The organism is Candidatus Woesearchaeota archaeon (genome assembly GCA_016192995.1).
Classification (GTDB): domain Archaea; phylum Nanobdellota; class Nanobdellia; order Woesearchaeales; family DSVV01; genus JACPTB01.
Genome location: JACPTB010000012.1, coordinates 13,372 through 37,357, shown reverse-complemented (window position 1 = coordinate 37,357; position 23,986 = coordinate 13,372). Strand labels below are relative to the sequence as shown.

The window sequence follows — 23,986 nt, the reverse complement described above, 5'->3', positions numbered from 1 at the left end:
ATAATTTTTTCTTTTTATATTTGATTAAACATTTTTTCAATATCTTCTAAATCAAGGTAGAGAACATTAAATTCTTTCATCTTTTTGAGGCATATATCAGTAAAACCACTTTTTGATATAATCAAGAATTTATATTCACCATTAAAATTAATCATTTTTGATTTTCTCATCAGTTGATCTAATACTTCGGCATCAACAAGCTTATTAGTCCATTTTACTTCTCCAACTAATATTTTTCTTGTTTTGTTATTGTAGGCTACAAGGTCAATTTCTTCTCCTGAACGGTTCCACCATGTTCCGATATCTTGAAAGTCAAGAGTATAACCATTTGTTTTTTTATTAAGATAACTAATGAGCAATTCTTTGCATATCTCTTCAAACATTTTTCCAACATATGAATTTAGATTTTCTTTTATAATGTCTTGAACTAAAGTATAATTGCCTAGATTTAATGCGGTTTGGTTTGGAAAGATAAATCTATACCAAAAATTGAAAAAGTTATCACTGACACAATATCTCCCTAATCTTTCTTTGCCAAGAACAGGATTTTTCTTCATGAGCAAATCTAACAGTTCATCAAGTTTGTTTATGTAAGCAGGCATGATATTTATGGGTATGCCGGTAAAATCATTAATTTCCTTAATTGTTTCTTTCCCAGATGACGCAGCTTGCAATATTGAATTATATTTGGCATGAATTCTAACCTGCTCATATTCTAACAAGTTTTTCGGTTCTTCAAATAGTTCAGCTCCTTTCTTAAGCAATAATGCTGATATTTTAGCATATACATCACCTTCTAATTTTTTTACTTTTTCTAAATAATAAGGTGTTCCTCCAAATACTGAGAACAGAATAATCTTTTCTTCTTCAGATAATTCTTTAAACATTAGCCTGAAATCTGCATACTTAAAAGGAGATATTTTAATTCTCGTTGCTCTCCCATATAACGCGCCAGTTTTGCTGTTGGTAATTTTATGTATCATACCAATTGAAGATCCGACTAAAACAATCATTATTTTTTTCTGTTTCAAATGTTGATCCCAATAATTTTGCAATTGTGTTATAAACTCTGGCGCAACTTCAAGAAATCTTTGAAATTCATCAAGTACCAATACAAAACCATTGTCAGATTTAGCTTGGATATAACTTAAAAAATCACTAAAATCCGCAAATCTCATTGTTTCTTGTAGTTGTTCATAGACAGATTTAGAGAGGGAATCCAATAATCCTTGTTTTTCCACTAAATCAACATAAAAATAGAACTTGTTTTCAGGTACATTTTTAATAAATTGACGTATCAATTCAGTCTTTCCTACCCTTCTTCTCCCATAAATAACAAGCAATTCTCCTGATTTCAACGCAGCATACTTGCTTTTTAACATTGCAAGTTCTTGTTTCCTGTCATAAAATGTGTTGTTTTCCATTAGTATTACCGTGATAATATTATTATATTATTATGATAATATTAACTATATAAATGTTTTCATTCACAAAACATATTCTACAAACTATATGTTCATATATATATATATATATATTTAAATAACTAAAATCCAAGTGACCTCTAAAAGAGGTGTTATCATGGGTAAACCATTATCAAAAGAGTTATTAGTATTTCTTATTTTAGCAGTTTTAGCAGTTGGGTATGTAGTGATGGATGTAAATAGTGTGCAAACATCTAATGATGTTGCAGGTCAAGGATATAAGGCGCGTTGTTTGAAGACTTTAGAGTTAAATGATAACAATTGGTTAAGCATTGGAGATGAATTAATAGTCAAAACTATAGGGGAAACTTATACAATTAAACTTTTTGAAGTTAAGCAAGGTTTCACCGAAGGTAATCCGAATATCAGTTCTGCAAAGTTGTCAATTAACGGAGGAGAAGAATTCTGGGTAATGGAGGGAGAAAGCATAGATTATCCTCATCTTGTTTTTACTATCCATAAAATAAATCAATTATCATCTGAATCACAGAATTTTAATGTTATCAATATTCGTTATATTGTTCCTTTGGTAGATCCATTAAAGAGATCTTGCAATGCAAAATTGAAGCATGGTAATCAATGGTTAAGTAAAAATGAGCAAATTGTTTTCAAACCTTATGGTAGCACTCATGTAATTACATTCTTGAAAACTAAAAAAATTAAAACAGAATCTGGTGAATTTGAGCTTCCTTTATTAGATTTAAATGGAAAGCAGAAAGCTGCGATGTCCGTTAATGATATGTATGTACCTGAACCGTTTGACTTGTTTTTTATAATAAAAGATATTAAGAAAGTAAATACGCCAACAAAACAAACAGATGTCGTACTTTTAGATTATGTGTATGTGCAATAATTTCTTTTCCCTTTTATTAATTCTTTTTTAATATAAACAATAGCAAGAATACTTTTTAATCAAATTTCAGAATAGGCACACTTTCACTCTTATGTTTATTCCTATCAATCCTATTAGCAATTTCCAACGGAACAGGTCCTTCAATTAAGAAATGATCTAATTCTTGATAACTATACCCTAATTCATCTTCATCAAATTGTCCTTGATATAATTCAGCAGAAGGTTTCTTCCGAATAATCTGCAAAGGTATTCCTAACAGCCGAGCAATTTCCCAAACCTGAATTTTATACAAACTGCCAATAGGCAATACATCACAGGCAGCATCGCCATACTTAGTTGCATATCCCATAAGAATTTCAGTTTTATTGCCAGTTCCTAATACAAGAGCATCATGAGTATTAGCATAAGCATAAAGAATATTAGCTCTAACACGAGCTTTCAAATTCATCTGAGCAATCTTATTCAAACAAAACGGTAATTGATAACTCTTAAGAATATCATTAATCGGTTGATACAATACTTTAATTCCTAATTGCCCAGCTACTTGTTGTGCATCATTAACACTTTCTTTGCTGCTTACGCCAAGTTCAGGCATAATAATACCAGTAACATGTTCTTTGCCAAGAGCTTTAACAGCTAATGCGCAAGTAACACTGGAATCAACGCCACCACTTAATCCTATAACTGCGTCACTAAACCCACGAAACTTAAAAAAATTCTTCAATTCCATAACTAAATTATTCACTGCTTTATTTGGATCAAACATTTTTCTCCACCCATTTCTTCTAAATAGAATAATAATTTATCTAAAATATCTTTTTTCAGCTCCTCATCAATATCTAATCGAGTAACTTCTTGCTCCCAATTGCAATAAGGCAGCTTGGTCAACGTTCCGATCATTTCTCGACCAGCAAGTTTGCATCCTTCTTCAAGACTAATAGCAGTTTGTTTCCCAAACTCTTTTAATGCAGGAAACTTGCTGATGGAATTAGCTCCAGCTTTTAATAATAATGGTATTCTATCGACTCTATCCTTCCATATGCCACATTGAATATCTAAATGAGGAAAACTCATCCTTAGTTGAGCAATCCACCATGCTTGTTCTTCAGCAGTTGGTGGAGGACTATGTTGAAAAGGCGTTCCTTTTTGTGGAATTAAACCATATATATGAATTTTATCAATCTTATATTTGATAATAAATTCTTTAAGTAACACCATATCATTGCGTGATTCACCCATCCCAACAATAAAAGTCATCGCTTTTTTCAAACCTAACTCATTAGCAGCAACAAACATATTTTGATAAGGTTCTAATGGTTTTGAAGGACATACTTGTTTATGAAGAATTGGATTAATAGTCTCGGTCGATCCAACAACGCCTTTAATATAAGGCAAATATCTGATAAGCAAAGGTTTTGATAAAGGTCCAACAGAGAGCCAGAGTTTATCACCAATAATCTGAACTGCAACTTTTAACATAAACTCAACTTCATCAGGAGTAAATACTCCTATTCCTCCGGTAAAAAATCCAATCTCCCAACCTAATTGTTTGCTTAGAATAAATTCAGCAAATATAGAGGCATAAGAACGTTTAGTTTCAACAGGTTTTTTAGAATCTGGTTGTGTACTCATATAGCAGAACGTGCAATCACCTATACTGCATCCCCAACTAAAGAAAATTGCTCGTTCAAAGCAGGTTGTGGGAGAGAAATGAGCTAGATAGATTTCCTCAGTTGTAACTAGCAATCTGTGCAAGTCTGGAGTCATAACTAAAGACAAATAAGGTTTAATTTAAAAAGATATCTTATAGAAATAAAGGAAAAAATAAAAAATTCTTATTCATATCTTGTAACATATCTAGGATCTTCATTAGGTTGGTTTATTCCACCACTATTAGTTACTTCAAAAAGATCTTTACAGTCACCTAATCCTTTACTTTTGCATGCGCAATATGCTTCATTATTAATATAACTCATACAGTCAGCGTATCGTGTTGTCATTTCCTCATCAGAATATAATGATGGTTTTTCATAATCATCATATGATTTTGTTGGTAGTGGTTTAATGACATTTTCAGTTTGTCGTCCATAAACAGTATATCCTGTGGCATTGCCTTTTGCCATCATAACCATACTAACTACAGCGACAACACCTACTATCAATACCAATGCTAATCCTTCTTTGCTTGAATGTTCAGCCATTCTATCACCTTTTTATTATGATTATTAAGTAATTTTGATTTTTATAGACATTGGTATTTATAAATGTTTTGCTCAGAATAGTATTTGAGGAAATACTATTCTAAGCAAAACATATAAATCCTCTCAAAATAGTTTAAGGATATGAAATGCGAAATATGCAGTAATAAATTGGAAGAAACATTTCTGAATAAGATTGTAGGTACGTACTTAAAAGATAAACAAGGAAAACAGCATGCTATTTGTTTTGAATGCCAGCACAAATTTCATAATAACAAGGAGGAAATGCTTAAGGATCTATAATTCCTTAAGCATTTCCTCTTTGTTAATCATACATTTTACGTTTACGCCTCTGTGGCTCAGTGGTAGAGCGGCGCTCTCGTATAAGTGCTATTACTCGAGTTAAGCGCAGGTCGCGAGTTCGACTCTCGCTAGAGGCTTATGTTTTCAATAAGTAGTATGTATAAACTATTAGGTTGTGTAGAAAATGTAGTTTTAGCACCAATTTCGTGAGCTATGCCGCGATTTTCTGCACAACCTAAACTATTACTACATTCTTTACACTTCCGATCCTTCAATAACCTTTATTAATTATACTGAACTTTTCTTAAACATGGCAAAACGAATAGCAATTGTAAGGAGGGACAAATGTAATCCTCATGCTTGTGGTAACTATCTTTGTATCAGGGTCTGCCCGGTAAATAAGCAAGGCACTGATTGCATTATAGAAGGTAAGGATACAAAAGTAGATATTATTGAGGAAACCTGTATCGGTTGCAATATTTGTGTTTTGAAATGTCCTTTTGATGCGCTATCTATTATTAATCTTCCTGAAGTATTAAGCAATGAACCAATGCATCGTTATGGGAAAAATGAATTCGCTCTTTTCTCACTGCCCATTCCGATTTTTGGCAAAGTAGTGGGGATTGTAGGTGTTAATGGGATTGGAAAAACAACAGCTATTAAGATTCTTGCAGGATTAGTAAAACCTAACTTTGGTAAAAATACTGAAATTGCGTATGATGAAATTATAGAACATTTTAAAGGCACGCCAGCTCATGAATTTTTCGATCGAGTAAGAAGAGGGCAAATAAAAGTTGCCTATAAACCTCAATATGTTGATGGAATTCCTAAAACTGCAAAAGGTACAGTAAAAGAACTTCTGAAAAAAGTTGATGAAAAGAATAAGCTTCAACAAGTAGCTAAGGAACTAGATTTAGAGATATTTCTTGATAATAACATAGAAGAACTTTCAGGAGGGGAGCTTCAGCGTGTAGCCATAGCAGCAACAGTATTAAAAAATGCAAATTTCTATGTCTTTGATGAACCCATGTCCTATCTTGATATAAAGCAGCGTTTGAGGGTGTCAAAATTCATAAGAAATTTAGCGTCACCAGAGCGGGCAGTGATAGTTATTGAGCATGATTTAATTGCATTAGATTACATGACTGATATGGTCCATATTATGTATGGTCAGCAAGGAAATTTTGGTGTGGTAAGCAATCCACGGTCAACAAAACAGGGAATTAATGCGTATCTTGAAGGCTTCTTGAGAGAAGAAAACATGCGTTTTAGAGACAAACAAGTTACTTTTGAAAAAACAGTATTTATGTCCATGGATAAAAAAATATCCCTTACTTCGTGGCCAGATTTTGAAAAACAGCTTGGTAAGTTTCAGGTAAAAGCGCATCATGGTAGTATTCATCAACAGGAAATAATTGGAGTTTTAGGCGAGAATGGGATTGGTAAAACTACCTTCATGAAAATACTCGCAGGAGTTCTTAGTCCAGATGCAACAAAACTTGAGCAGCATATCAGAATTTCTTATAAGCCTCAATATATCACTTCAGATTCAGAAGCATTAGTGATGACCTTACTGCAGCATGCTATTAAAAAACATAGTGCAGATATTATTGCTCCTTTGCGTTTAGAATCTTTGTTTATGAAGAAAATTAATGAATTATCAGGGGGAGAACTCCAGAGAGTTGCAATAGCAGAAGCATTAGCCCAGGATGCAGAGCTTATACTTTTAGACGAACCTTCAGCATATCTGGATGTAGAAGAGAGGTTAATATTGTCTAAAATAATTAAAAATTTTGCAGAAACAAAAGGAGTAAGTATTGTGGTTATTGATCACGATCTTTTGTTTTTAGATTACCTCAGTGACAAATTATTAGTATTTGACGGACAACCTTCATTAAAAGGAACTTCCCATGGACCGATGTCTAAAGAAGAAGGAATGAATAAGTTATTAAGCAGTTTGCAAATTACCTTGCGGAGGGATGAAACATCATATCGTCCAAGAATTAACAAGCTTGATTCACAAAAAGATCAAGAGCAAAAAAGAACAGGGAAATATTATTATACTTGAATGATTTCTTTAAAAATATGAAATGTCCTTTTTGTCAGGAGGGAACAAAAGTAATTGATAAACGTGAATTAGAAGAAGGTGCAGTAACCAGGAGACGAAGGGAATGTTTAAAATGCGAAAAGCGCTTTACAACATATGAACGTGTTGAAACTCCTCCGATTATGATTGTGAAGAAAGATGGAAGGCGGGAACTCTTTAATATTCAAAAATTAAAGATGGGTATTCTTAAGGCATGTGAAAAGCGTCCTGTTGCTGAACAACAAATAGATGAAGTTGTTAAAAGGGTTGAGCAGCGTTTATACAATTATAACGCGACGGAGATACCGAGTAAAAAAGTCGGAGAAACCGTTATTCGAGAATTAAAAAAACTAGATAAAATAGCTTATATCAGATTTGCTTCTATCTATCATGATTTTGAAGACATTAGTGAATTCAAAGAAGAGCTGGATAAATTGGAGAAGAAATAGCTTTGCGAGTATTTTGTAAAGTTCTCTACAAATTTTCTTGCTTCTTCTCAGGCATTGCTGTTGGGCTTTCTCCACCATGCCAGGTAAATCGCGGTCTGATTTTCATAGGATACAGGCGTTCATTAGTATCATCGAAGATCAATGCTGAGCCAAAAGTTCGTGGTAAATCATCTATTTGTTTGGTTAAACCTTCGCGCATATAACTCTGCATTAATATGCCAAGCGCATCAGTATCGAGTTTAGCAGTAATGCGATGTGCTATAATAGTATCAGCTTGGGTCATAACATCAGTGTGGATCTTTCCAGGTTGTTGGCTTGCAAGAATTAAAGAAATGCCAGGTTGCCGTCCTTCACGAAGGATAGTAACTAAGGGCTGTGTTGCTAATGTCTGGCCTTGATTTGGTAAAAACTCATGTGCTTCATCAAGTACTAGCCAAACAAGCGGCATTTTCTTTTTAGTAATTGGTTCAGAAGTAAAATAATGCAAGCTTCCATGAACTTCAGTGTATTCCTCATTTTTTCGTGCAATCATTCGTTGAATGAACAATTTTTGTGCGACTAACCCAACAACGAGATTTTTAATTTTCCAACCATCTTCTTGAGTAGCATAGCAGCTTAAATCAAGCACCGTAACTTCCCCAGGTCCAGCCAATTCTGCAAGGGTAGTTCCTTGGACATCAAAAATACCCCATGCTTTGGTATTGAGGAATCTATTTTCAACAGCGTCTTTTGTTTGTTTTTCTGAGCGGGAATCATTTCGTACCTCAGTAACAATTTCATCAATACTAAACTCATGCTTAGTTTCTTTTAACATATGCAAGACTCGTTCAATCAGTACTGCCATGGGATCATTTTCAGGAATGTCAAACGTCATAATCCAGTCGAGAGGATCTAACTCAGCAGGTTTAATGGAAAAAGGGTGATCTGTCGGAATGCCGTCTTGCAAATAACGTTTATGAAATCCTGTAGGAGTATATATTTTGATGGGCAATGGTTTCGAAGCTAAACCCCATTGTTTTAAAAGAAGTTCTTCTTTTTTATTAGGATATTTCATAGTCCAATAAACACCCATAGTATCTAGAAAAATAACACTCAAGTTTTCTCTGACATCTTCAGGCAGATCAGAAATCCCTTCTACAATGACGCCCATTGAGTAGGACTTTCCAGATCCTCTCTTGCCGACGATAAATACGACGTGGCTTCTTACAACGTCAAGGTAAATAATATTAGAAAGCGAAGTAGTTTGTCCCATAGTTACATACTGTTTTCCAAGAAAGATAGTTCCGGCATTGCCAAAAGCTTTTCTATCAGCTTCACTTCTTCCAATAATAACATCATACATAAGTATTTCAACGTCATATATGTTTATATATTTTGTTTTCTGTTAGGCAAAGTCTAACAGAAAACTTTATATAATAAATCGATAGAGGGATTCTCTATGGGAAAGAAAAAATTATCTCCAGACCACAAACCTAAAATTATCCATGTGTATCCAAAGGAAGATTATGCTCAAGATGCAGCAAAAAACAAAAGAAAAACCTATATGGTGTGGGGAGCGCTTGTAGTGTTGCTTATAGTAGTCCTTGTTATTTGGAAATATAATAGTTCTCCAGATAATTCAGATACAATACTAACAGTTTCAGTTGTTACTGTTAATGGTGTTGATATAACTTCTAAAGATATAGACGCAGAGCTTTCCAAATTACCAAAGAATGTCGTTGCTCTACAGGATAAAGAACAATTAAAATCAATGATTGTAGAACAGATGATTGTTAAAGAACTCTTATTGGAAAAAGCAAAAGAGCTAAAGTTACAAGTTAGTGATGCTGAGATTGATGAAGCACTTAAAAATATTAAAGAAGAGCTGAGTATTTCTGAAGACGAATTTAATAAAGTTCTTCAAGAGCAGGGAATCACCTTAGCTATGGTGCGGCAAACATATCATGATCAGCTCTTAATTAATAAAGTAATGAAACAGGAGATTCAAAAACCTATAGTTAGTGATGAACAAATTAAAACATATTATGATGAAAACAAGGATAAGCTTATGCAGGTTAAAGCAAGCCATGTATTAGTTTGTTATAAGGGAGCTATGTTTTGTACCTCAGAAAGAACAGAAGCAGATGCGAAGGCAAGAGCAGAGGAAGTGTTGAAAAAAGCAAAAGAAGGAAAAGACTTTGCTGAACTTGCAAAAGAATACTCAGATGATAATTCTGCTGCAAAAGGCGGTGACTTGGGATATTTCACAAGAGGTCAAATGGTGAAAGAATTTGAAGAAACAGCTTTTAATCTTTCAAAGAATCAAGTATCCGGATTAGTTAAAACGCAATTTGGTTATCATGTTATTAAATTAATTGATAGAAAAACTTCTTTCGATGAACTTCAGGAAAAAATAAAGAAGCAATTAGAAGCTCAAAATGCAGAAAAAGATATTCTAAAATATATCGATGGTTTAAAAGCAAGTGCTAAGATTAGTTACCCTCTTAAATAAAGCAGCTGATCTATTTTTATTAAAACAAATCCAAATTTAAACCCTCTAGAAATTCTTTTTTTAACCGTTCTTCATAATCAATAACACGTTCTCCTTCTTTTTTTTCAGTAGCAAGGAGTTGTAATAATTTAGTGCTCATAACAAATTCTGCTTCGTGAGTTACACCCTCAATAGCAATCTGTCCAAGATGTTGTTTAATAAGATTCTGCTCTAACTCTTCAGTAGCTTTAGTATCAATCTTAATCTCTTCGAATTCTTCTGAAGAAAGTTGAGCAGTATTTTTCATAATAAGATATGCTCCTGCTGCATAAAACTGCTCAATGATCTCTTTAAAGTTGATATCTCGTATTTTTCCACTGCGTAATACGCCTTTTAATCTCAAGGTAACAAGACTATTTTTAACTGGTTGTTGGTTAAGTTTGATAAGAAGAAGTTCTTTGATTTCTTCAGGTGTTTTCATATTGCAATCTATAACTAAGGAGACAACTGAATAAAGTTCTATCGGTATATATCTTATGTTGTTCTCGATGCTTTCATCATAAATATAAAATCCACCATGATGGAATTTCTCAAGTTCTTTAAAATTATTAGGGAAAAGAGCTCCAGGGTAAGTAAGTAAACCAAAATGTTCAATATCCTGTTGCAAGGGAGCATGGACATGGCCGCCTGCGTAATAATTGAAATGTTTTGGAAATAAACTTAACGGTACAGAATCCATGAGTTCTAAGTCTGAAGGTTTAAATTCGGTGATCGCAGTGTGAAACATGAAAATTTTGAAGCCTTCTTCTTGTTCAAGATTTTTAAGTTCGAGCCTTTCATAATATTTTTTGTCAAGAAGTCCCTTTTTGCCAAGCATACCAGTAATTTTTGTGCCTGTTTTCTGATCAATAGTAAAACGTAATTGCAAAGTTCCATCAACAACATCACCTTTAACTACATTGATAAAAAGTTCAGCTTTTTCAAGAACATCAAGCATAGTTTTTCCGCTTGGTGAAAAATCATGGCTTCCTGCTATAATATATACGGGAATATTTCTTTTCTTGAGTTCTCGCAAGTAAGCAACAACAATTTTTAGCCGTTCTATAGTTGGTAATGAAGTATTAAACAAGTCTCCACTGATTAAAATAAAATCAACCTGTTCCTCAATACAAATATCAATTGCTTTGATGAATGCTGAAGTGCTTGCTTCTCGTAATTGAGGATCCCTCCAAGAACCAATATGGATATCAGAGAGATGAGCAAATTTCATAGTTTCACCAGATAAAGGAAAAAATCCATCTTACAATTCTATAAAAAATATTTTTTCCTTGTTGTTGAGGCTGAGGCAGGGTTTCTTGAGGAGCAAGGGGTTGAGATTGATCAGAGAATTTATCCTCTTTATTACTACCTTTATTGTCCAGAGCGATTGAAGTGGTATCATTATTTTCGGTGTTATTAGTAAACAGTTTTGGCTTTACTTCTATAATCTCTTTTTTTCCGGTAACAATGCCTGAAATAACTGCTAAACAAACATCTTTAGTTCCTGATTGATCTCTGACAGGATAAGCATCCCTGACCCAAATGCTGAATCCTTCACCATCATAATTCTGATGTCGTTCTATAACCACAATTTTTCCATTGATTTTGAATACACATGACCTGTCATCTTCAGAAACATCAATAAAAGTAATAGTAACAGTATTAAATGATGTTTCTCTATGTTCATTATCAAAGGTGAATAATTCACCTAAACTTAAAGTAATAGTCGGTAAGAGCAATCCCAAAAGCAAAAATAGCAGCCCCAATTTTTTATAGGTTGACTTATTCATATTCATAATGTCTCCACCCCATTAAATGAGTAGGTACTAGTTTCATGAACTTTTTCTGGAAGTAGGGTTTTAAATTCAGGTATTTTAATAGGCATGGCAAATTTTGAAAAAGTGCTGGTTACTATAGCTTCGCCTTTATCTAAGCTGGCAATACTTCTGTCATCAGTGCTTAAATCCTGGCTGGCGCTCTCAATGATTGCTTTTCTTTCAGGAGCCATTTCAAGCCCTAAAATAATCTTAGTATTCATGTTAGCTAAAATATCTCTTGGAATAAGGGAAGGTAATTGAGTAATGGCAGTTAATCCCACTTTAAATTTTCTTCCTTCTCGAGCAATAGTAGCAAAGATATTATTGCCTTTTTGAAGAATGTCTTTTCCAATAACTCTTGGAGCTTCTTCAATAACTATTGATATCACTGGTTTATTGGTAATCCCTTTAAGCTTATATTTTTTATACCTTGAAAAAATCTCCGAAGCAAGCAATGATCCTACTAAAATCTCAACATCGTTTCGAAGATGGGAAGTATCAACAATAACAGTAGCTTGGTTTTCTAATGCCTGTGCTATATCATGGATGGTAGTTGCGCCGGCGTTGGTATCAAAAATACCCATGAAACGCAGATTAGTCTCATGAACATCAACATCTAATAAATGAATAAGCTTTCTTTTTATGACAGCAAGCGTCCCTTCAAAAAAATTCACGTTAAGCAGTTGTTGATCAGAAATAATAGCTTGAATCCATCCATCACCAAATTGTTTGTAATAGGCATGAATAGCATCTTTTTGTGCATCAGTAAATTCAACCACACCATTAAAATGGTGTGGTTGAATATCCTTAATATTAATTTTTAACGATCGCGCTCCTGGTGGTGGTGTAGTAGGTGTATAGTAAATAACACGCTCTCTTTGTTGATGGTCTTTGAGACCTTTTTTTGTCCTTCCATAATACTCATCATGTGGATCGAGCACTAATATGCCACAATAATCCTTATCAAGGCAATGCCAGAGCATACAAGACATTAGATTGCTTTTTCCTTTCCCTGTTGAAGCAGCAATTAAAAGATGTTCGGTAAATACTTTTTCTCCATCTAAAAGCAAAGGAATTTCTAAATTACGGGATCCTGATCTAATATTCCCTAAATAGAGAGATTTCTCAGGGTGATTAAGAAACGTAAAGTCTTCTTTCACAATTTCTCTTACTGAAGAGAAGAAGGAAGGGAGTGTTTTACAAAGCTGTGCATCGTGGGATGTAATGGTGACGAGTGTTTTTAATAATGCTAAGCGATAATTTCTTAATTGTGGATCCATAAATCCAAGATCATGATTTTCTTCAAGAGTCATCCCTGAAATAAGTTCTAAATTAGCCTGGGAAAGTTGGCTTCCATAAACAAGATCATATACTTGTAAAAGGATTTTTGGATATTCATCAGCAATGAGAAGTTCGCCTAATTCTAAAGAAGTGCCTGCTTTCTCTCGAATAAGAATCTTACCAAATTCACCGCTAATGATTTTACCTTTTATATTATAACTCATCGTATACTCTCTCCTTTATAAGCGAATAAAGCATGCTATTTAAATATTGCCTAATCTCAAAAAGCGTATCTACTCTCCAATAGAAAATTATATAAACATTCTGGTGTGCCGTTCTTCTATGAAGGAACACAAAGAAGAACTTAGTAAATTACAGCGTGAACTTTCCCATCTCGAAAAGACGTATAAAACGGGAATCATAACAGATAATGAATACCAAACAAGTAAAAATGCTGTTATGAAGAAATTGAACAAATTAATGATTAAACTACGTCATGAAGAAGCGTCAAAGCGTGTTGTTGATGAAATTTTGAAGGAGAAATTATCCTCGACTGTAGCAACTTCAAAAACTCATGATTCAAAGAAATCAATTAAAGGAACAGCAAAGAAAATATCTTCCTTAGGAAAATCTTCAAGACCAGTAAAACAAGAAAATAAAAATGAAATTACCTCAAAAACTCCAAAATTCCCCAATGAAGATAATGATGCTTTTTGGAATGGAGTAGTTTATATCTTAGTCCTGCTCCTGGTTCTAGCTGCTACGTTTACAACCTATCGTTATTATGAGGCCCATAGTCAATTAAAAGTTGTTACCATCTATGAATTTACTGATTTTCAATCTAAAAACAGCCGAAATGTTCAAAAGGCACTTAGTGAAATTAAGGATGAGTATAGTGATCAAGTTAAAATAATCTTAAAGCATTATCCTCTCGAAGAAATACATCCTGACTCAGTGCTTGCTGCAGAAGCTTTAGAATGTGCTGCAGAACAAGGTGAGTTCAGAAAATTTCACAATTTTCTATTTAACGCTCAAAAAGAGTTATCTTCTCAACTGATAAAAGAGTTTGCTCAAGAGCAAGAGCTAAATAGTGAAGTATTCAATGATTGTTTAGAAAGTCATAAAAAACTAGATAAAGTCAAAGCTGACATTGAAGAAGGAAAACAATTAGGGGTTACAGCAGTTCCCACTTTTATTATTGATGGTCATATGCTCGTTGGTAATCAAAAGTATGAAGTTTTTAAGTATTATATTGACCAAGCTCTGAATTAATCAGATAAATTCAAAAATTTTTTAAAGAATTAAATTTCAAGAGATTTTATGTTTGAAAAACTAAAAGAAAAATGGAAGATATGGTTTGCTTTGCGAAAAGCAAAGCAAGAAGAGCACAAGCATATTGTTACTGAACAAGAGCTTGAAGATGAAGAAAAGGAATTTGAGACTGAAGACAAGCAATTAACAAAAATTCTTGAATATTCTAATGATTATTACAAGAACTTAAATGAGAAAAAATCAAAGAAAAGGAAAAGGTAACTTATCTTCTTTTAAGAAGCCTAACAGCTTGCTCAATTTCATCATCCCGTGCGCTGCAGCCGTTTAATTTAACACCCCATAATGCCCCTTCTAAAACAGCTTTATCGAGATTTTTAATAACGTTTTTTTCTTCATCGAGTATATATCTATCTAATAAACCTAGTTCATAGGCTATCATTATTAAGTCAAACGATCTTATGACCTGCAATCCTTTCAGCTCCTGCTGGACCTTCTGTAAACAAGGAGTATTCATCGTAATCTTTTTTTGAAGTTTTTTCTCAAGTGTTTTTTGGAGTGAAAAAGGGTCTTCAATAAATTTGCGCGCAGTTCGTTCATCTATAACAACCGTTTCAGCACCGGTAATTAAAGCGCATGCTAAGGTCTCAATCTCAGCAAAATGAACCAAGGTGAGGGCAATGGTATCAATATAAAAACAAGTATTCATCAGGTTAAGCAGATACTCTGTTTTTTGTTTCATCTCAGGTTCAGAAATAGTGTCAATTATTCCTCGACTGATAATAGGCAAAACCTGAAGAGCTTCAAATTTATATCTTTTTGTTTCAAGAGGTCTATCAATAAGTTCTTCATATACATGGGGAGTGATATAAAACGCTCCTCTAAACCGCTCTTTCAATGGTTCGAGGAGCCATAACAAGTTGTTAATGGTTAAACTAATAATCGGTCCGGTATCAAATACAAGTGCTCTAACGTTCATCACCTCCTAAACAACATCAACTAATTTATGTTTTATCTCAACATAACCTAACCAAAACAATAACAGCATCATCTCACATTAAAAAGAGTTCGTACATATTTAATTCTTTGAGGCAGGGATATCTTCTCAACAGCAATCTCAGGCAAATTTACATTACCAATATACTTCATGAGTTCCCAGTGGGAAATACCAAGAAGTTCAGCAGTTTTTCCCAAAGAAATCCCATGTTCATAAAGTTTAAAACCTTTTTTAATTTGCGCATCATTCATAACTCTTCGTATATATTTTTGTACTTTGTGATCTTCTTGAGAAATAGTTGCAATAAGTTTTTTAAGAGCTTGGAGATAAGCAGCATCATTTTTTTCTTGTAAGGCGTTCTTCGCGTTTTCGAGGATTTCATAGATATGAGGTAAAATTTTTTTCTTTCTTTGAACCATTTTCGCAAGCGCAAAAACACTTACGGACAAGCTAATTGCCGAAGAATCTTGGTATACTGAAGCGCAATGAATAACATGATCACTTACTTCTTCTATGGCAGTGAAATCTTCATTTTTCAGATTTCTGATAACATCTTTTATTACTTGTAAGCTGTCACATCGTATCTGTTCTTCCATCCTATTTTTATGAAATGAGAACTATATAAATCTTTAGAATAGAAAATTATAAATAGTACACACTGGTACGCACTCTTGTTACCATGCTGAAATTAATACAACAATTTATTCGAAAAGTGTTTCGTGATCTTTTTGGAAAGAAAAAGCAAATTAAGTTAGGTTTATATGGTCCGCCGAATAGTGGAAAAACAACATTAGCTAATAAAATTTGTATGGATTGGTTAGGTGAAGAATTAGGAACTTCGTCCCCAATTGCTCATGAAACTCGGGAAGTTCAAGTTAAAGAACAAATTTCTATTAAAGCAAAAAATAAAGAACTCTCATTTAATTTAGTTGATACACCTGGAATTGCAACTAAGATCGATTATGAAGATTTTATTAAAGTTGGTATGAAGGAAGCCGAAGCAAAAACAAGAGCAAAAGAAGCAACTAAAGGTGTAATTGATGCTATTAAATGGTTAGACAATATGGATGTTGTTATTATCATATTAGATGCTACCAAAGATCCTTATACTCAAGTAAATATAACTATTATTGGAAATCTTCAAGCAAGAAGTATTCCTGTGTTGATTGTCGCTAACAAGATCGATTTAAAAAAAGCAGATATTAAAAAAATCCAGGCAGCATTTCCTCAATATGAAATTGTAGGAATTTCAGCAAAAAAAGGCGAAGGAATGGAGCAATTTTATGAAGCATTGCTCGGGCTTGCAGGGTAAAATATAATAACTATAAAGGTATGACCAGTACCTTTATAAATAATCAACACTATGAATTATAGGAACATAATTACTGGTCAGCTACGAAAAAGGGTTGAAACATGTTAACATTGCAATTTGTGCCATATCATGAAATTGAAAGCTTAAGCTCAAGCAAAAGAGTTAGCAAACTTCTCGATATAGTTAAACTTAATAAGATTCTGTTATTAGAAGGAAGATTGACACGAGAAGAAGAAGCAGATCTAATCAAAAAAACAATGCAGGATATTTCTAATACTTTTAAAGGAATTGAATTAGGAGTAGTCTATCCAAATTACAAAGACGCTAATCTTTTAGGAAAGTTAAAGTATCAAATGATTAATACGCTATTAGGGAATCGAATTGGACTGACTATTATTGGTCCTGCAAGCATTGTCAAAGAAATTAAGCAAGATCCTAACAAGATTGAGCTTCTCACGAAGAATAAGTAGTCTGGTTAAACTGTAGGTAAAACTATGCCGCACCAATGTGTTCGTTGCAATATACTATACGATGAGGGATCAAGTATAATCCTTTCTGGTTGCACCTGTGGTTGCAAGCTATTTTTCTACATTAAAAAAGCACGTCTTGAAGAAGCAAAAGTGATTACAAATAAATTGACCATAGAAGATAAAAAACAAATTGAAACAGATGTTACGGAAATGTTAGGTCATGAAATTACTGAAGAAGACCAGCCAGTTGTTCTCGACCTTGAATCAGTGAGAATTCTTGAACCAGGAAAATTTGAGCTTGATTTAGTAAGGCTTTTCAATAAGAAATATCCTTTGATTTACAAATTAGAAGAAGGAAAGTATGTGATCGATATTGCCGAAAGTTTTAAGCGAAATCTTGATCTGAATGATTTGGGTATTGAAGATCATAAACATGAAGAAGAATAAAATAGTACGTAATAAGTCTGGGGTTTTAGTGCCTATTTCGTGAGGCTCTTCAAGTTTAGGTGTGGGGATTTTTCGGAGTGCCAGAGAGAAAAATCCAATTCAAGCAGACTTCAAAAGCTGAACTGGCACTAAAACAATAGAAGACTTATTACGTACATAAAATAATCCATTATGTATATTCCTATAATCTATCAATCTCTTACCTTCTTCTATTTCCCACTTACAATTTCAACAACATCAGAATGTTTTAAACGATGTTCTTTCCCAACAGTCATCTTTGTTTTACAGTCTTTTGCGCAAATAAAATGCTTCCCAAAATCAGTATGTAATCTATAAGCAAAATCTAATGCAGTAGTTTGTTCAGGCATCAAAAAACAATCAGGTAATACATTGCCATCTTTATCTTCGAGTTTATTAACACCACCGGGAAAAATAGCAATATACTTCAACAGTCTAAACACAGCTGTATTAAGAACCTCTTGTACCCCCGTGCTTCCATATTCTTGCAGAATGTTTTGTTGAATAAAGGACAAGGCATTTTTCTGCTGCTCACTTAATTTCTCAGAATTCTTAACAGTAAATGTTTTTTCACCAGGTATATACTCTATAAGATTATGTCGGGAAGCTTCTCGCAGTGCTAATTCGCTTTCAGAACTACAAGGAATAATCAAATACTGGGGAAATTTCTCTTTAATTCTAATGAGATTTACTTTTGCGCAAGGAACATCAATTTTATTTGCAGCGATGACCATGGGTTTTGTTTGTTCTCGCAAAAATCTTGCTAAACTATGCAAGTCCTGTTCTTGCCACAAAGTAGGTTTAAAAGGATCCAATGAAAGTTTCTTAACACCAGCATCGATCATTTGTTCTGTAACTTTTAATCCGCTTAATTGTTTAGCAAGAGCTAGAACAACAGATTTTTTTTCTTGAATAATCGTGCGCGCAAACTTGTCCCATCCTTTTTTGAGAATTCCTAAATACCAAAAATCAAGCTCTTCTTCAAGAAACAAGACATCATTAATAGGATCATAACTTCCAGGTTCAACAGATTCACCTTTCTCATCAACACTTCCAGAGATATCTATAACATGAATTAAAACATCTGCTTGCCTTAAATCATCAAGAAATTGATTTCCCATTCCTAAACCTTTATGAGCTCCTGGAACTAATCCAGCAACATCCATTAGATCAATAGGTACAAAACGATAATCTCCTAAACAGTATCCTGTTCGGGGATTTGAGTGTTTTCCAAACTCGAGTGCAACATCTTTAACTTTGACAAAACCAATAGCATGATTAGGTTTAATCGTAGTAAAAGGATAGGGTGCAATATCTACATTTGCTAATGTTGCTGCCTTAAAAAAGGTGCTTTTCCCCACTGATGGCTTGCCTACTACTCCAATAAACATAAGCTAAAGAACAAAGTGTTGTTTTAAATAGTTTATTGATCATTGGCTCTGCCCAGAATAAAGTTTTTGGTGCCATGCTGGTGATTATCCTTCAAGTAATACGTGGGAAAAAAGGAAATTCCAATGGGAATTTTTTCCTTCTTATACACAAGTGGGATAATCACGGCACCAAAACCGAGGCTATGCCGAGATTCGGGGCAGAGCCTATATTTAGTAAAAACATTTATAAAATTCATACACTGTTAAAACAGTATGGGAGAGCCATTTGATATACTCGTTGCAAAGTTTGAAATAAAGTCTACTGATAAAATAGTTATTAACAAAGTATACATAGCATTGCACGATTATTTCTATCGGGAAGAGTATTCAAAAGGTCGTGATGCGGAATTTCCAGAGACCTTTATGTTTGAAACAAGAACACAGAAAGGGGGAAAAGAGATCTGGGTGTGGTGGAGACCTGAAAAAGACATTAAAGGAAATTCATTTGTGAAAAAAAAATTTGTTTTTGACATTCATGGTGTAGGGTTAACTGAAGTTGAATTGATCAAGCAAAATTTTAAGTTTAAAGCAGTTACCGGAAAAGTAGAATTTCTCGTAAAAGCAAAGTTAGAGGTTGATGTTAAAGAAAGGTTTAGAAATAATCCGTTTTTAGCCCCAATATTCAGCGTATTCTGGAAACGTCTTTATCGAAAACAGCTCGAACAGCACAAACTAGATATGTTAAAAGATGCTTATAAATTGCAAGAGTTTGTAAAACGTCAAATGGAATTAAATACCTTTGTTACACCAATACAGCCATTTGCTCCTGCTCTTGGATTTCCCGATCAGAATTTTTAATATTTTTCACCAGTAAAAATATAACATTTATAAACCATTTGTTTGTTCTTACCACCATGCCTCCGTAGCATAGTAGCTATTGCGGCAGACTTGTAATCTGCAGGTCGCGAGTGCAATTCTCGCCGGAGGCTTTCTTTTCAATGTACGTAATAAGTCTGGGGTTTTAGTGCCTATATTGTGAAGCTCTTCTTAAGTTCACTTTGGGGATTTTTCGGAGTGCCAGAGAGAAAAATCCAATCAAAACTACACTTCAAAAGCTGAACCGGCACTAAAACCATAGAAGACTTATTACGTACTTTTCAATGATACCTTAAAATAGTATAAGTATATCTTTAAATACAACTACATATTCCTCCAAAGTATGGAATTTAAAGAAATCTATGAAAAAGCACAGCAACAATACAAGCTTCCAAGTTTCGATCAACTTAATAGTTCGTTCAATATATGCAGTTTGGAACCAACAGAACTCTCACTTTTATCAGATCTCTTAAAACATATTGTTGATTACCTTGAATATTACGAGAAAATAATATACAATCTTATTGAACCTGAAGCGTCATTAGCTTCCCTTCATGAAGCAAAGGTATTTTCAGAAGAAGAACGTAAAGATATTATTATTGTTTATAAACAACTTATGCATCTCCAGAGAAGCGCAACATTTATTCTGCTTAAAAATGATAAAAACGAGCAAGCATTGTTTATAAGCAAAATAACTCTGCAATGGCAAGAGCTTCGGGAAAAAATTCTGATTATTCTTGAAAAAATTCGTGACAGCTGGTTAAAAGAAGAACAGCTCCATGAAGATTTAGGTTATTTAGGGTAGTTTGTCGCATAATCAATATTATGCAGCAAACTCGAAAAAACAATAAGTTTTATATAGTTAAAATACCAAAAAAATCAAAAATTGGTGATCCAGTGAAGTTACAGGAATTATTTCAAAAGATAACTACAAATCTTAAAAATATCTCAAATTCTCGTCTTGGGGTGTTAGTAGCTATTTTCATTCCTATAATCTTAGTGCTCTTATTAGGAATTGCATTCAATGAAGAAACAGCTATGACTATGAAAGTAGGTTACTATTTTCCTAATGCAAACAATGTATCTCAAACTTATGAACAAGCTTTTGCTCAACAGGGATTTTTAACCATAAAATTACTTTCAGAAGAAGCATGTGTTTATAGTGTAAAATATGGTCTTGTTCATGCATGTTTAGCATCAGTGCAATCTAATACGTCAAACACTAGTTCGATGCATATTTACATGAGTAGTGAGAATATTCCTTACTTAAGCTCATTACTTAAGTCGTTTGTTGCGACAGAGGGGGCTTCTCTTTCATCTGGCGATGTAAAACTTAACTTCCTTAATGATATTAGTAAATTAAATACAGGACTAGATCAGCAGAAAAAGCAGCTTGATGAAACAAAAAATGGAGTTTTAGCTTTAGAACAAGAATTAAAAGGTATAATAAGCAGTGGAGCAAGTGGTTCTTCTCAAGGTAGCGGATCTCCTGGATCAAGTGTGACTGTTGAACAGATGGATTTTTCAAGCTCTAAAAGCCAACTTCTTAAAGATCTTGAAGATCTAAATGATCTAACATTTAAGGGTTTGGAGAAAGTTACTAATAAGTTAGATGACATTGAAGATGAAGTTAAAGATTCAGACTTATCATCAAGCCAAAAAGATAATGTCAATGAACTGCTTGAAGATGCAAATGATGTAGTGAAGGAACTAAAAACTGATCTTGCTGCGCAATCAGGGTTAGTAAACACAAGTTTAGATACTATAATCTCAGATATTAACAAAGCCCAAAGCACGCTTTCGTATGCTTCAGGCAAGATTGAACCTGCAAGCGGAACCGCAGCGTCGCCTCAGATAATCAGTTTAAGCCAAAAAGTAAAAGCAATTTCTAATAATTTGGATACAATGGTTAATACGCTTTCAGTTGTTCAGGAAGTAATAAACAACTTAGAAAATACACCAACTACTTCATTATCTCAAAAGAGTCCAAGTTCCCTTAAAAGCATTGAAAATACTGATACTTCAGCAGCATTGTTAGGTGTTTATTTGTTTCTTATAATCTTAGTAACAATGCTCCTTGCTACGCATCTTATTCATGAAAAAAGGTTTGAGGTAGACATTTTCAAATCACCGCAATTATTTTATGACACCCTTGTCGAATTTTTTGCAACAACGTTTGTTTTCAATCTCGTTGTTTCTATCTTTATTTTTGTAGTATTCTCACTTTTTGCCACAAAAGCATTTATTGCGCATTTCCATCTCAGTATCCTTCCTTTATTCCTTATTACAGCTTTATTCTCAAGCATAGGTATTATTATCGGTATTATGATTAAAGATCTTGAAGCCAGTGTATTTGCTGACATAGTGGTGTTTAGCGCCATGGCATTTTTTTCAGATACCATCTTAAAATATGGAAATGAGACTATTGTTTCGATTAAAGAATTTAATCCTTATGTTATAAGTCAGAATGTTATGATGAATATCATGCTACTGGGAAGTCCTTGGGCTGATATTAAACAACAAGTATTTTATGTAATCGCATTCATAGTTGGTGGCGTTATTATTCTTTTATTAATGCTTCATAAATACAAAGACAAGTTTTCGTCATCGCCGCATAAAGATGAGCATGGTAATGAAGTAGAATATGAAGAAGAACATCATGATAAAGAGCATACTAACGTAAGTGATAAAGAAAATCTCGGCTCAGCTGAAGATGTTATTCAAAGATTAGAAGAAATTGGTGAAAAAGAGGTAAAAGGTGGTGATCATGTTGATACTGGTGATCTGTCAGTAGAGGAATATAAGCATTTACAAACCTTAGTTAAAAAAGCAGGAAAGAAAGTAGAAAAACTTCTTGAAGAGCCTAAAACTGAGAAAAAAGAAAAACAGGATCAAAAAAGCGAATCGAAACATGAACACGCATCAGCAGACCATCTTGTCGAGCGCCTAAAAATAGAAGCTGATATTGTTGAATTGGTTAAGAAAAAAGATTATTCTAAAAAAGAATTGAAAAAGAAATTGCTCGAGAGCTACAACGAAGAGGATATTGATGCAGTCTTTGAAGAAGTATTTAAATAGTATAATCGAACTAGTATAATAAAACTTATAAATCATAGTGCCTAATTAACTCTATGTTTATTCGCATAAAGAAAATCAAACAATTCTATTATGCTTATGCTGTTGTTAATCAATGGACTAAAAAAGGCGCGCGTCAAAAAGTCGTTGGTTATTTAGGGAGGGTTGTAACCCTTGAACCAAAAGAGTCAAAATCTGAATTTCCAGAAGAGAAGAGCTTTAATGATTTCGTAGATCAAGATCTTGAGGTTTATCTTGAAAATACAGGAGCAAAAGATATTGTCAAAAAATATATCATGTACGAACTTTATAAACATGGATTTTCACCAGTAAAAGAAAATAATAATCTTTGGCAATACCAAGATATCATTTTGGATTTTAATACAGGTGCAATTCAAAAACAAGGAAGTAAAGTCGTTCTCCAGCTTAATAATGATTTTTTATGCGAAAATACCTTGAAAAACCTTCTTAATTTCAGATCAGAAGCAGATGAAGAGCTTTGTGGTAAAGAATTAGCGCAAGCATTTATTAGCGCAGGTATTCCTGTGCAATCAGAAGTTTTTATCGATGTTTTCAGAAAAATATTCAAGCCAGGCGATATAAGTTATATGAGGTAAAAATGGTTATCATCATTGTTTCAGGAACACCAGGAACAGGAAAAACAACAATAGCTAAGAAAATAGCTAACTTAAACAAAGGAAAGTATATTGATGTAACCCATGTTATAACAAAACATAAGTTAAGTGAAGGCTATGATAAAAGGTCTAAGTGTAAACTAATAAATATTAAAAAATTGAATAAAATTCTCATAAAGTATATTACCGCAGCAAATAAAACAAAGAAAGATCTTATCATTGATTCTCATCTTGCTCATTATCTACCGCCAAAGTATGTGACTCTTTGTATTATCACAAAAACAAATCTAAAAGAATTGCAAACACGATTAAAAAAAAGACATTATAATGCAGCTAAAATCAGAGAAAATCTTGATGCGGAGATATTCGACATTTGTTATCATGAAGCGCAAGAGCTTGGACATAAAATTAAGATAATTAATACCTCAAAACCAGCAGCTCTGGTGAAAATGTAGTTTTTGGCATCTTTTCGTGAGGCTCTTAAAGTTTACTCATGGGGATTTTTCGGAGTGCCAGAGAGAAAAATCCAATCCATAA

General features: G+C 33.5%; 26 protein-coding genes and 2 tRNA genes. 17 read left to right on the top strand and 11 right to left on the bottom strand.

Annotated features, from left to right (window positions below; all coding sequences use genetic code 11):
- Window positions 1-14 precede the first annotated feature (14 nt).
- On the bottom strand, window positions 15-1,424 hold the full coding sequence (locus tag HYY69_07820) for an AAA family ATPase (protein MBI3033356.1): 1,410 nt from the start codon (window positions 1,422-1,424) through the stop codon (window positions 15-17).
- A gap of 157 nt (window positions 1,425-1,581) precedes the next feature.
- Between HYY69_07820 and HYY69_07815 the strand changes: the two genes are divergently transcribed.
- A complete protein-coding gene (locus HYY69_07815) occupies window positions 1,582-2,337 on the top strand; it encodes a hypothetical protein (protein MBI3033355.1) in 756 nt (251 codons plus the stop codon).
- A gap of 55 nt (window positions 2,338-2,392) precedes the next feature.
- On the opposite strand, the gene HYY69_07810 is transcribed toward HYY69_07815, so the two are convergent.
- The 3 genes from HYY69_07810 to HYY69_07800 all read right to left on the bottom strand — a co-directional run bounded on the left by HYY69_07810 (window position 2,393) and on the right by HYY69_07800 (window position 4,538).
- Window positions 2,393-3,103 (bottom strand): NAD+ synthase, encoded by a 711-nt coding sequence (locus HYY69_07810; protein ID MBI3033354.1) that lies wholly within the window; start codon window positions 3,101-3,103, stop codon window positions 2,393-2,395.
- Window positions 3,079-4,104 (bottom strand): radical SAM protein, encoded by a 1,026-nt coding sequence (locus tag HYY69_07805; protein ID MBI3033353.1) that lies wholly within the window; start codon window positions 4,102-4,104, stop codon window positions 3,079-3,081. The genes HYY69_07810 and HYY69_07805 overlap by 25 nt, the downstream gene beginning before the upstream one ends.
- A gap of 68 nt (window positions 4,105-4,172) precedes the next feature.
- A complete protein-coding gene (locus HYY69_07800) occupies window positions 4,173-4,538 on the bottom strand; it encodes a hypothetical protein (GenBank protein ID MBI3033352.1) in 366 nt (121 codons plus the stop codon).
- A 141-nt stretch (window positions 4,539-4,679) separates the two neighbouring features.
- On the opposite strand from HYY69_07800, the gene HYY69_07795 reads away from it, so the two are divergent.
- From HYY69_07795 to nrdR, 4 genes are all read left to right on the top strand, one after another.
- Entirely contained in the window at window positions 4,680-4,838 is a 159-nt protein-coding gene (locus HYY69_07795) for a hypothetical protein (GenBank protein ID MBI3033351.1), read from the top strand.
- A gap of 45 nt (window positions 4,839-4,883) precedes the next feature.
- A tRNA-Thr gene (locus HYY69_07790) sits at window positions 4,884-4,975 on the top strand.
- Between the two features lie 173 nt (window positions 4,976-5,148).
- Window positions 5,149-6,906: a ribosome biogenesis/translation initiation ATPase RLI gene (locus HYY69_07785; protein MBI3033350.1), complete on the top strand. Its 1,758-nt coding sequence runs from the start codon at window positions 5,149-5,151 to the stop codon at window positions 6,904-6,906.
- A gap of 17 nt (window positions 6,907-6,923) precedes the next feature.
- Window positions 6,924-7,373 carry a transcriptional repressor NrdR gene (gene nrdR, locus HYY69_07780; protein ID MBI3033349.1) on the top strand — a complete coding sequence of 150 codons (450 nt, stop codon included), beginning with the start codon at window positions 6,924-6,926 and terminating at the stop codon, window positions 7,371-7,373.
- Between the two features lie 25 nt (window positions 7,374-7,398).
- On the opposite strand, the gene HYY69_07775 is transcribed toward nrdR, so the two are convergent.
- Window positions 7,399-8,715, bottom strand: coding sequence for an ATP-binding protein (locus HYY69_07775; protein MBI3033348.1), 1,317 nt, complete (start codon window positions 8,713-8,715; stop codon window positions 7,399-7,401).
- A gap of 96 nt (window positions 8,716-8,811) precedes the next feature.
- Between HYY69_07775 and HYY69_07770 the strand changes: the two genes are divergently transcribed.
- Window positions 8,812-9,864: a peptidylprolyl isomerase gene (locus tag HYY69_07770; GenBank protein MBI3033347.1), complete on the top strand. Its 1,053-nt coding sequence runs from the start codon at window positions 8,812-8,814 to the stop codon at window positions 9,862-9,864.
- A gap of 19 nt (window positions 9,865-9,883) precedes the next feature.
- Here the strand turns inward: HYY69_07770 and HYY69_07765 are convergent, their stop codons facing one another.
- Genes HYY69_07765 through HYY69_07755 form a run of 3 tightly spaced genes read right to left on the bottom strand, consistent with a single transcriptional unit; the run spans window position 9,884 to window position 13,192 of the window.
- Window positions 9,884-11,113, bottom strand: coding sequence for a DNA repair exonuclease (locus tag HYY69_07765; GenBank protein MBI3033346.1), 1,230 nt, complete (start codon window positions 11,111-11,113; stop codon window positions 9,884-9,886).
- Window positions 11,114-11,117: 4 nt separating this feature from the next.
- Window positions 11,118-11,627 (bottom strand): hypothetical protein, encoded by a 510-nt coding sequence (locus HYY69_07760; protein MBI3033345.1) that lies wholly within the window; start codon window positions 11,625-11,627, stop codon window positions 11,118-11,120.
- A gap of 47 nt (window positions 11,628-11,674) precedes the next feature.
- On the bottom strand, window positions 11,675-13,192 hold the full coding sequence (locus tag HYY69_07755; GenBank protein MBI3033344.1) for an ATP-binding protein: 1,518 nt from the start codon (window positions 13,190-13,192) through the stop codon (window positions 11,675-11,677).
- A 130-nt stretch (window positions 13,193-13,322) separates the two neighbouring features.
- On the opposite strand from HYY69_07755, the gene HYY69_07750 reads away from it, so the two are divergent.
- Together HYY69_07750 and HYY69_07745 are read left to right on the top strand one after the other, a co-directional pair.
- The gene (locus tag HYY69_07750; protein MBI3033343.1) at window positions 13,323-14,252 is read left to right on the top strand and encodes a thioredoxin domain-containing protein; all 930 of its coding nucleotides are present in this window, start codon (window positions 13,323-13,325) and stop codon (window positions 14,250-14,252) included.
- Window positions 14,253-14,300: 48 nt separating this feature from the next.
- Entirely contained in the window at window positions 14,301-14,513 is a 213-nt protein-coding gene (locus tag HYY69_07745) for a hypothetical protein (protein ID MBI3033342.1), read from the top strand.
- 1 nt (window position 14,514) lies between these two features.
- On the opposite strand, the gene HYY69_07740 is transcribed toward HYY69_07745, so the two are convergent.
- Window positions 14,515-15,228, bottom strand: coding sequence for a hypothetical protein (locus tag HYY69_07740; protein MBI3033341.1), 714 nt, complete (start codon window positions 15,226-15,228; stop codon window positions 14,515-14,517).
- Window positions 15,229-15,296: 68 nt separating this feature from the next.
- On the bottom strand, window positions 15,297-15,842 hold the full coding sequence (locus HYY69_07735) for a hypothetical protein (GenBank protein MBI3033340.1): 546 nt from the start codon (window positions 15,840-15,842) through the stop codon (window positions 15,297-15,299).
- A gap of 83 nt (window positions 15,843-15,925) precedes the next feature.
- Here HYY69_07735 and HYY69_07730 point away from each other — a divergent pair, with 83 nt between their 5' ends.
- The 3 genes from HYY69_07730 to HYY69_07720 all read left to right on the top strand — a co-directional run bounded on the left by HYY69_07730 (window position 15,926) and on the right by HYY69_07720 (window position 17,475).
- Window positions 15,926-16,558, top strand: coding sequence for a GTP-binding protein (locus tag HYY69_07730; protein MBI3033339.1), 633 nt, complete (start codon window positions 15,926-15,928; stop codon window positions 16,556-16,558).
- Window positions 16,559-16,659: 101 nt separating this feature from the next.
- The gene (locus HYY69_07725; GenBank protein MBI3033338.1) at window positions 16,660-17,028 is read left to right on the top strand and encodes a DUF2073 domain-containing protein; all 369 of its coding nucleotides are present in this window, start codon (window positions 16,660-16,662) and stop codon (window positions 17,026-17,028) included.
- Window positions 17,029-17,052: 24 nt separating this feature from the next.
- Entirely contained in the window at window positions 17,053-17,475 is a 423-nt protein-coding gene (locus tag HYY69_07720; protein MBI3033337.1) for a hypothetical protein, read from the top strand.
- Window positions 17,476-17,684: 209 nt separating this feature from the next.
- On the opposite strand, the gene HYY69_07715 is transcribed toward HYY69_07720, so the two are convergent.
- The gene (locus tag HYY69_07715) at window positions 17,685-18,884 is read right to left on the bottom strand and encodes a redox-regulated ATPase YchF (GenBank protein ID MBI3033336.1); all 1,200 of its coding nucleotides are present in this window, start codon (window positions 18,882-18,884) and stop codon (window positions 17,685-17,687) included.
- A 252-nt stretch (window positions 18,885-19,136) separates the two neighbouring features.
- On the opposite strand from HYY69_07715, the gene HYY69_07710 reads away from it, so the two are divergent.
- From HYY69_07710 to HYY69_07685, 6 genes are all read left to right on the top strand, one after another.
- Window positions 19,137-19,721 (top strand): hypothetical protein, encoded by a 585-nt coding sequence (locus tag HYY69_07710; GenBank protein ID MBI3033335.1) that lies wholly within the window; start codon window positions 19,137-19,139, stop codon window positions 19,719-19,721.
- A gap of 58 nt (window positions 19,722-19,779) precedes the next feature.
- Window positions 19,780-19,852, top strand: a tRNA-Thr gene (locus HYY69_07705).
- 230 nt (window positions 19,853-20,082) lie between these two features.
- Window positions 20,083-20,544 (top strand): hypothetical protein, encoded by a 462-nt coding sequence (locus HYY69_07700; GenBank protein MBI3033334.1) that lies wholly within the window; start codon window positions 20,083-20,085, stop codon window positions 20,542-20,544.
- Window positions 20,545-20,636: 92 nt separating this feature from the next.
- The gene (locus HYY69_07695) at window positions 20,637-22,817 is read left to right on the top strand and encodes a hypothetical protein (protein ID MBI3033333.1); all 2,181 of its coding nucleotides are present in this window, start codon (window positions 20,637-20,639) and stop codon (window positions 22,815-22,817) included.
- 53 nt (window positions 22,818-22,870) lie between these two features.
- Complete coding sequence (locus HYY69_07690; GenBank protein MBI3033332.1) at window positions 22,871-23,431, top strand: hypothetical protein; 561 nt, start codon at window positions 22,871-22,873, stop codon at window positions 23,429-23,431.
- A gap of 2 nt (window positions 23,432-23,433) precedes the next feature.
- Entirely contained in the window at window positions 23,434-23,904 is a 471-nt protein-coding gene (locus tag HYY69_07685; GenBank protein ID MBI3033331.1) for an AAA family ATPase, read from the top strand.
- Window positions 23,905-23,986: the final 82 nt, after the last annotated feature.

Coding starts and splice junctions, on each gene's coding strand:
- HYY69_07690 (MBI3033332.1), top strand. CDS start 22,871: ATGTTTATTCGCATAAAGAAAATCAAACAATTCTATTATGCTTATGCT.
- HYY69_07775 (MBI3033348.1), bottom strand. CDS start 8,715: ATGTATGATGTTATTATTGGAAGAAGTGAAGCTGATAGAAAAGCTTTT.
- HYY69_07730 (MBI3033339.1), top strand. CDS start 15,926: ATGCTGAAATTAATACAACAATTTATTCGAAAAGTGTTTCGTGATCTT.
- HYY69_07810 (MBI3033354.1), bottom strand. CDS start 3,103: ATGTTTGATCCAAATAAAGCAGTGAATAATTTAGTTATGGAATTGAAG.
- HYY69_07785 (MBI3033350.1), top strand. CDS start 5,149: ATGGCAAAACGAATAGCAATTGTAAGGAGGGACAAATGTAATCCTCAT.
- HYY69_07805 (MBI3033353.1), bottom strand. CDS start 4,104: ATGACTCCAGACTTGCACAGATTGCTAGTTACAACTGAGGAAATCTAT.
- HYY69_07735 (MBI3033340.1), bottom strand. CDS start 15,842: ATGGAAGAACAGATACGATGTGACAGCTTACAAGTAATAAAAGATGTT.
- HYY69_07745 (MBI3033342.1), top strand. CDS start 14,301: ATGTTTGAAAAACTAAAAGAAAAATGGAAGATATGGTTTGCTTTGCGA.
- HYY69_07815 (MBI3033355.1), top strand. CDS start 1,582: ATGGGTAAACCATTATCAAAAGAGTTATTAGTATTTCTTATTTTAGCA.
- HYY69_07700 (MBI3033334.1), top strand. CDS start 20,083: ATGGAATTTAAAGAAATCTATGAAAAAGCACAGCAACAATACAAGCTT.
- HYY69_07725 (MBI3033338.1), top strand. CDS start 16,660: ATGTTAACATTGCAATTTGTGCCATATCATGAAATTGAAAGCTTAAGC.
- HYY69_07715 (MBI3033336.1), bottom strand. CDS start 18,884: ATGTTTATTGGAGTAGTAGGCAAGCCATCAGTGGGGAAAAGCACCTTT.
- HYY69_07820 (MBI3033356.1), bottom strand. CDS start 1,424: ATGGAAAACAACACATTTTATGACAGGAAACAAGAACTTGCAATGTTA.
- HYY69_07685 (MBI3033331.1), top strand. CDS start 23,434: ATGGTTATCATCATTGTTTCAGGAACACCAGGAACAGGAAAAACAACA.
- HYY69_07765 (MBI3033346.1), bottom strand. CDS start 11,113: ATGAAATTTGCTCATCTCTCTGATATCCATATTGGTTCTTGGAGGGAT.
- nrdR (MBI3033349.1), top strand. CDS start 6,924: ATGAAATGTCCTTTTTGTCAGGAGGGAACAAAAGTAATTGATAAACGT.
- HYY69_07740 (MBI3033341.1), bottom strand. CDS start 15,228: ATGAACGTTAGAGCACTTGTATTTGATACCGGACCGATTATTAGTTTA.
- HYY69_07770 (MBI3033347.1), top strand. CDS start 8,812: ATGGGAAAGAAAAAATTATCTCCAGACCACAAACCTAAAATTATCCAT.
- HYY69_07710 (MBI3033335.1), top strand. CDS start 19,137: ATGGGAGAGCCATTTGATATACTCGTTGCAAAGTTTGAAATAAAGTCT.
- HYY69_07720 (MBI3033337.1), top strand. CDS start 17,053: ATGCCGCACCAATGTGTTCGTTGCAATATACTATACGATGAGGGATCA.
- HYY69_07800 (MBI3033352.1), bottom strand. CDS start 4,538: ATGGCTGAACATTCAAGCAAAGAAGGATTAGCATTGGTATTGATAGTA.
- HYY69_07795 (MBI3033351.1), top strand. CDS start 4,680: ATGAAATGCGAAATATGCAGTAATAAATTGGAAGAAACATTTCTGAAT.
- HYY69_07750 (MBI3033343.1), top strand. CDS start 13,323: ATGAAGGAACACAAAGAAGAACTTAGTAAATTACAGCGTGAACTTTCC.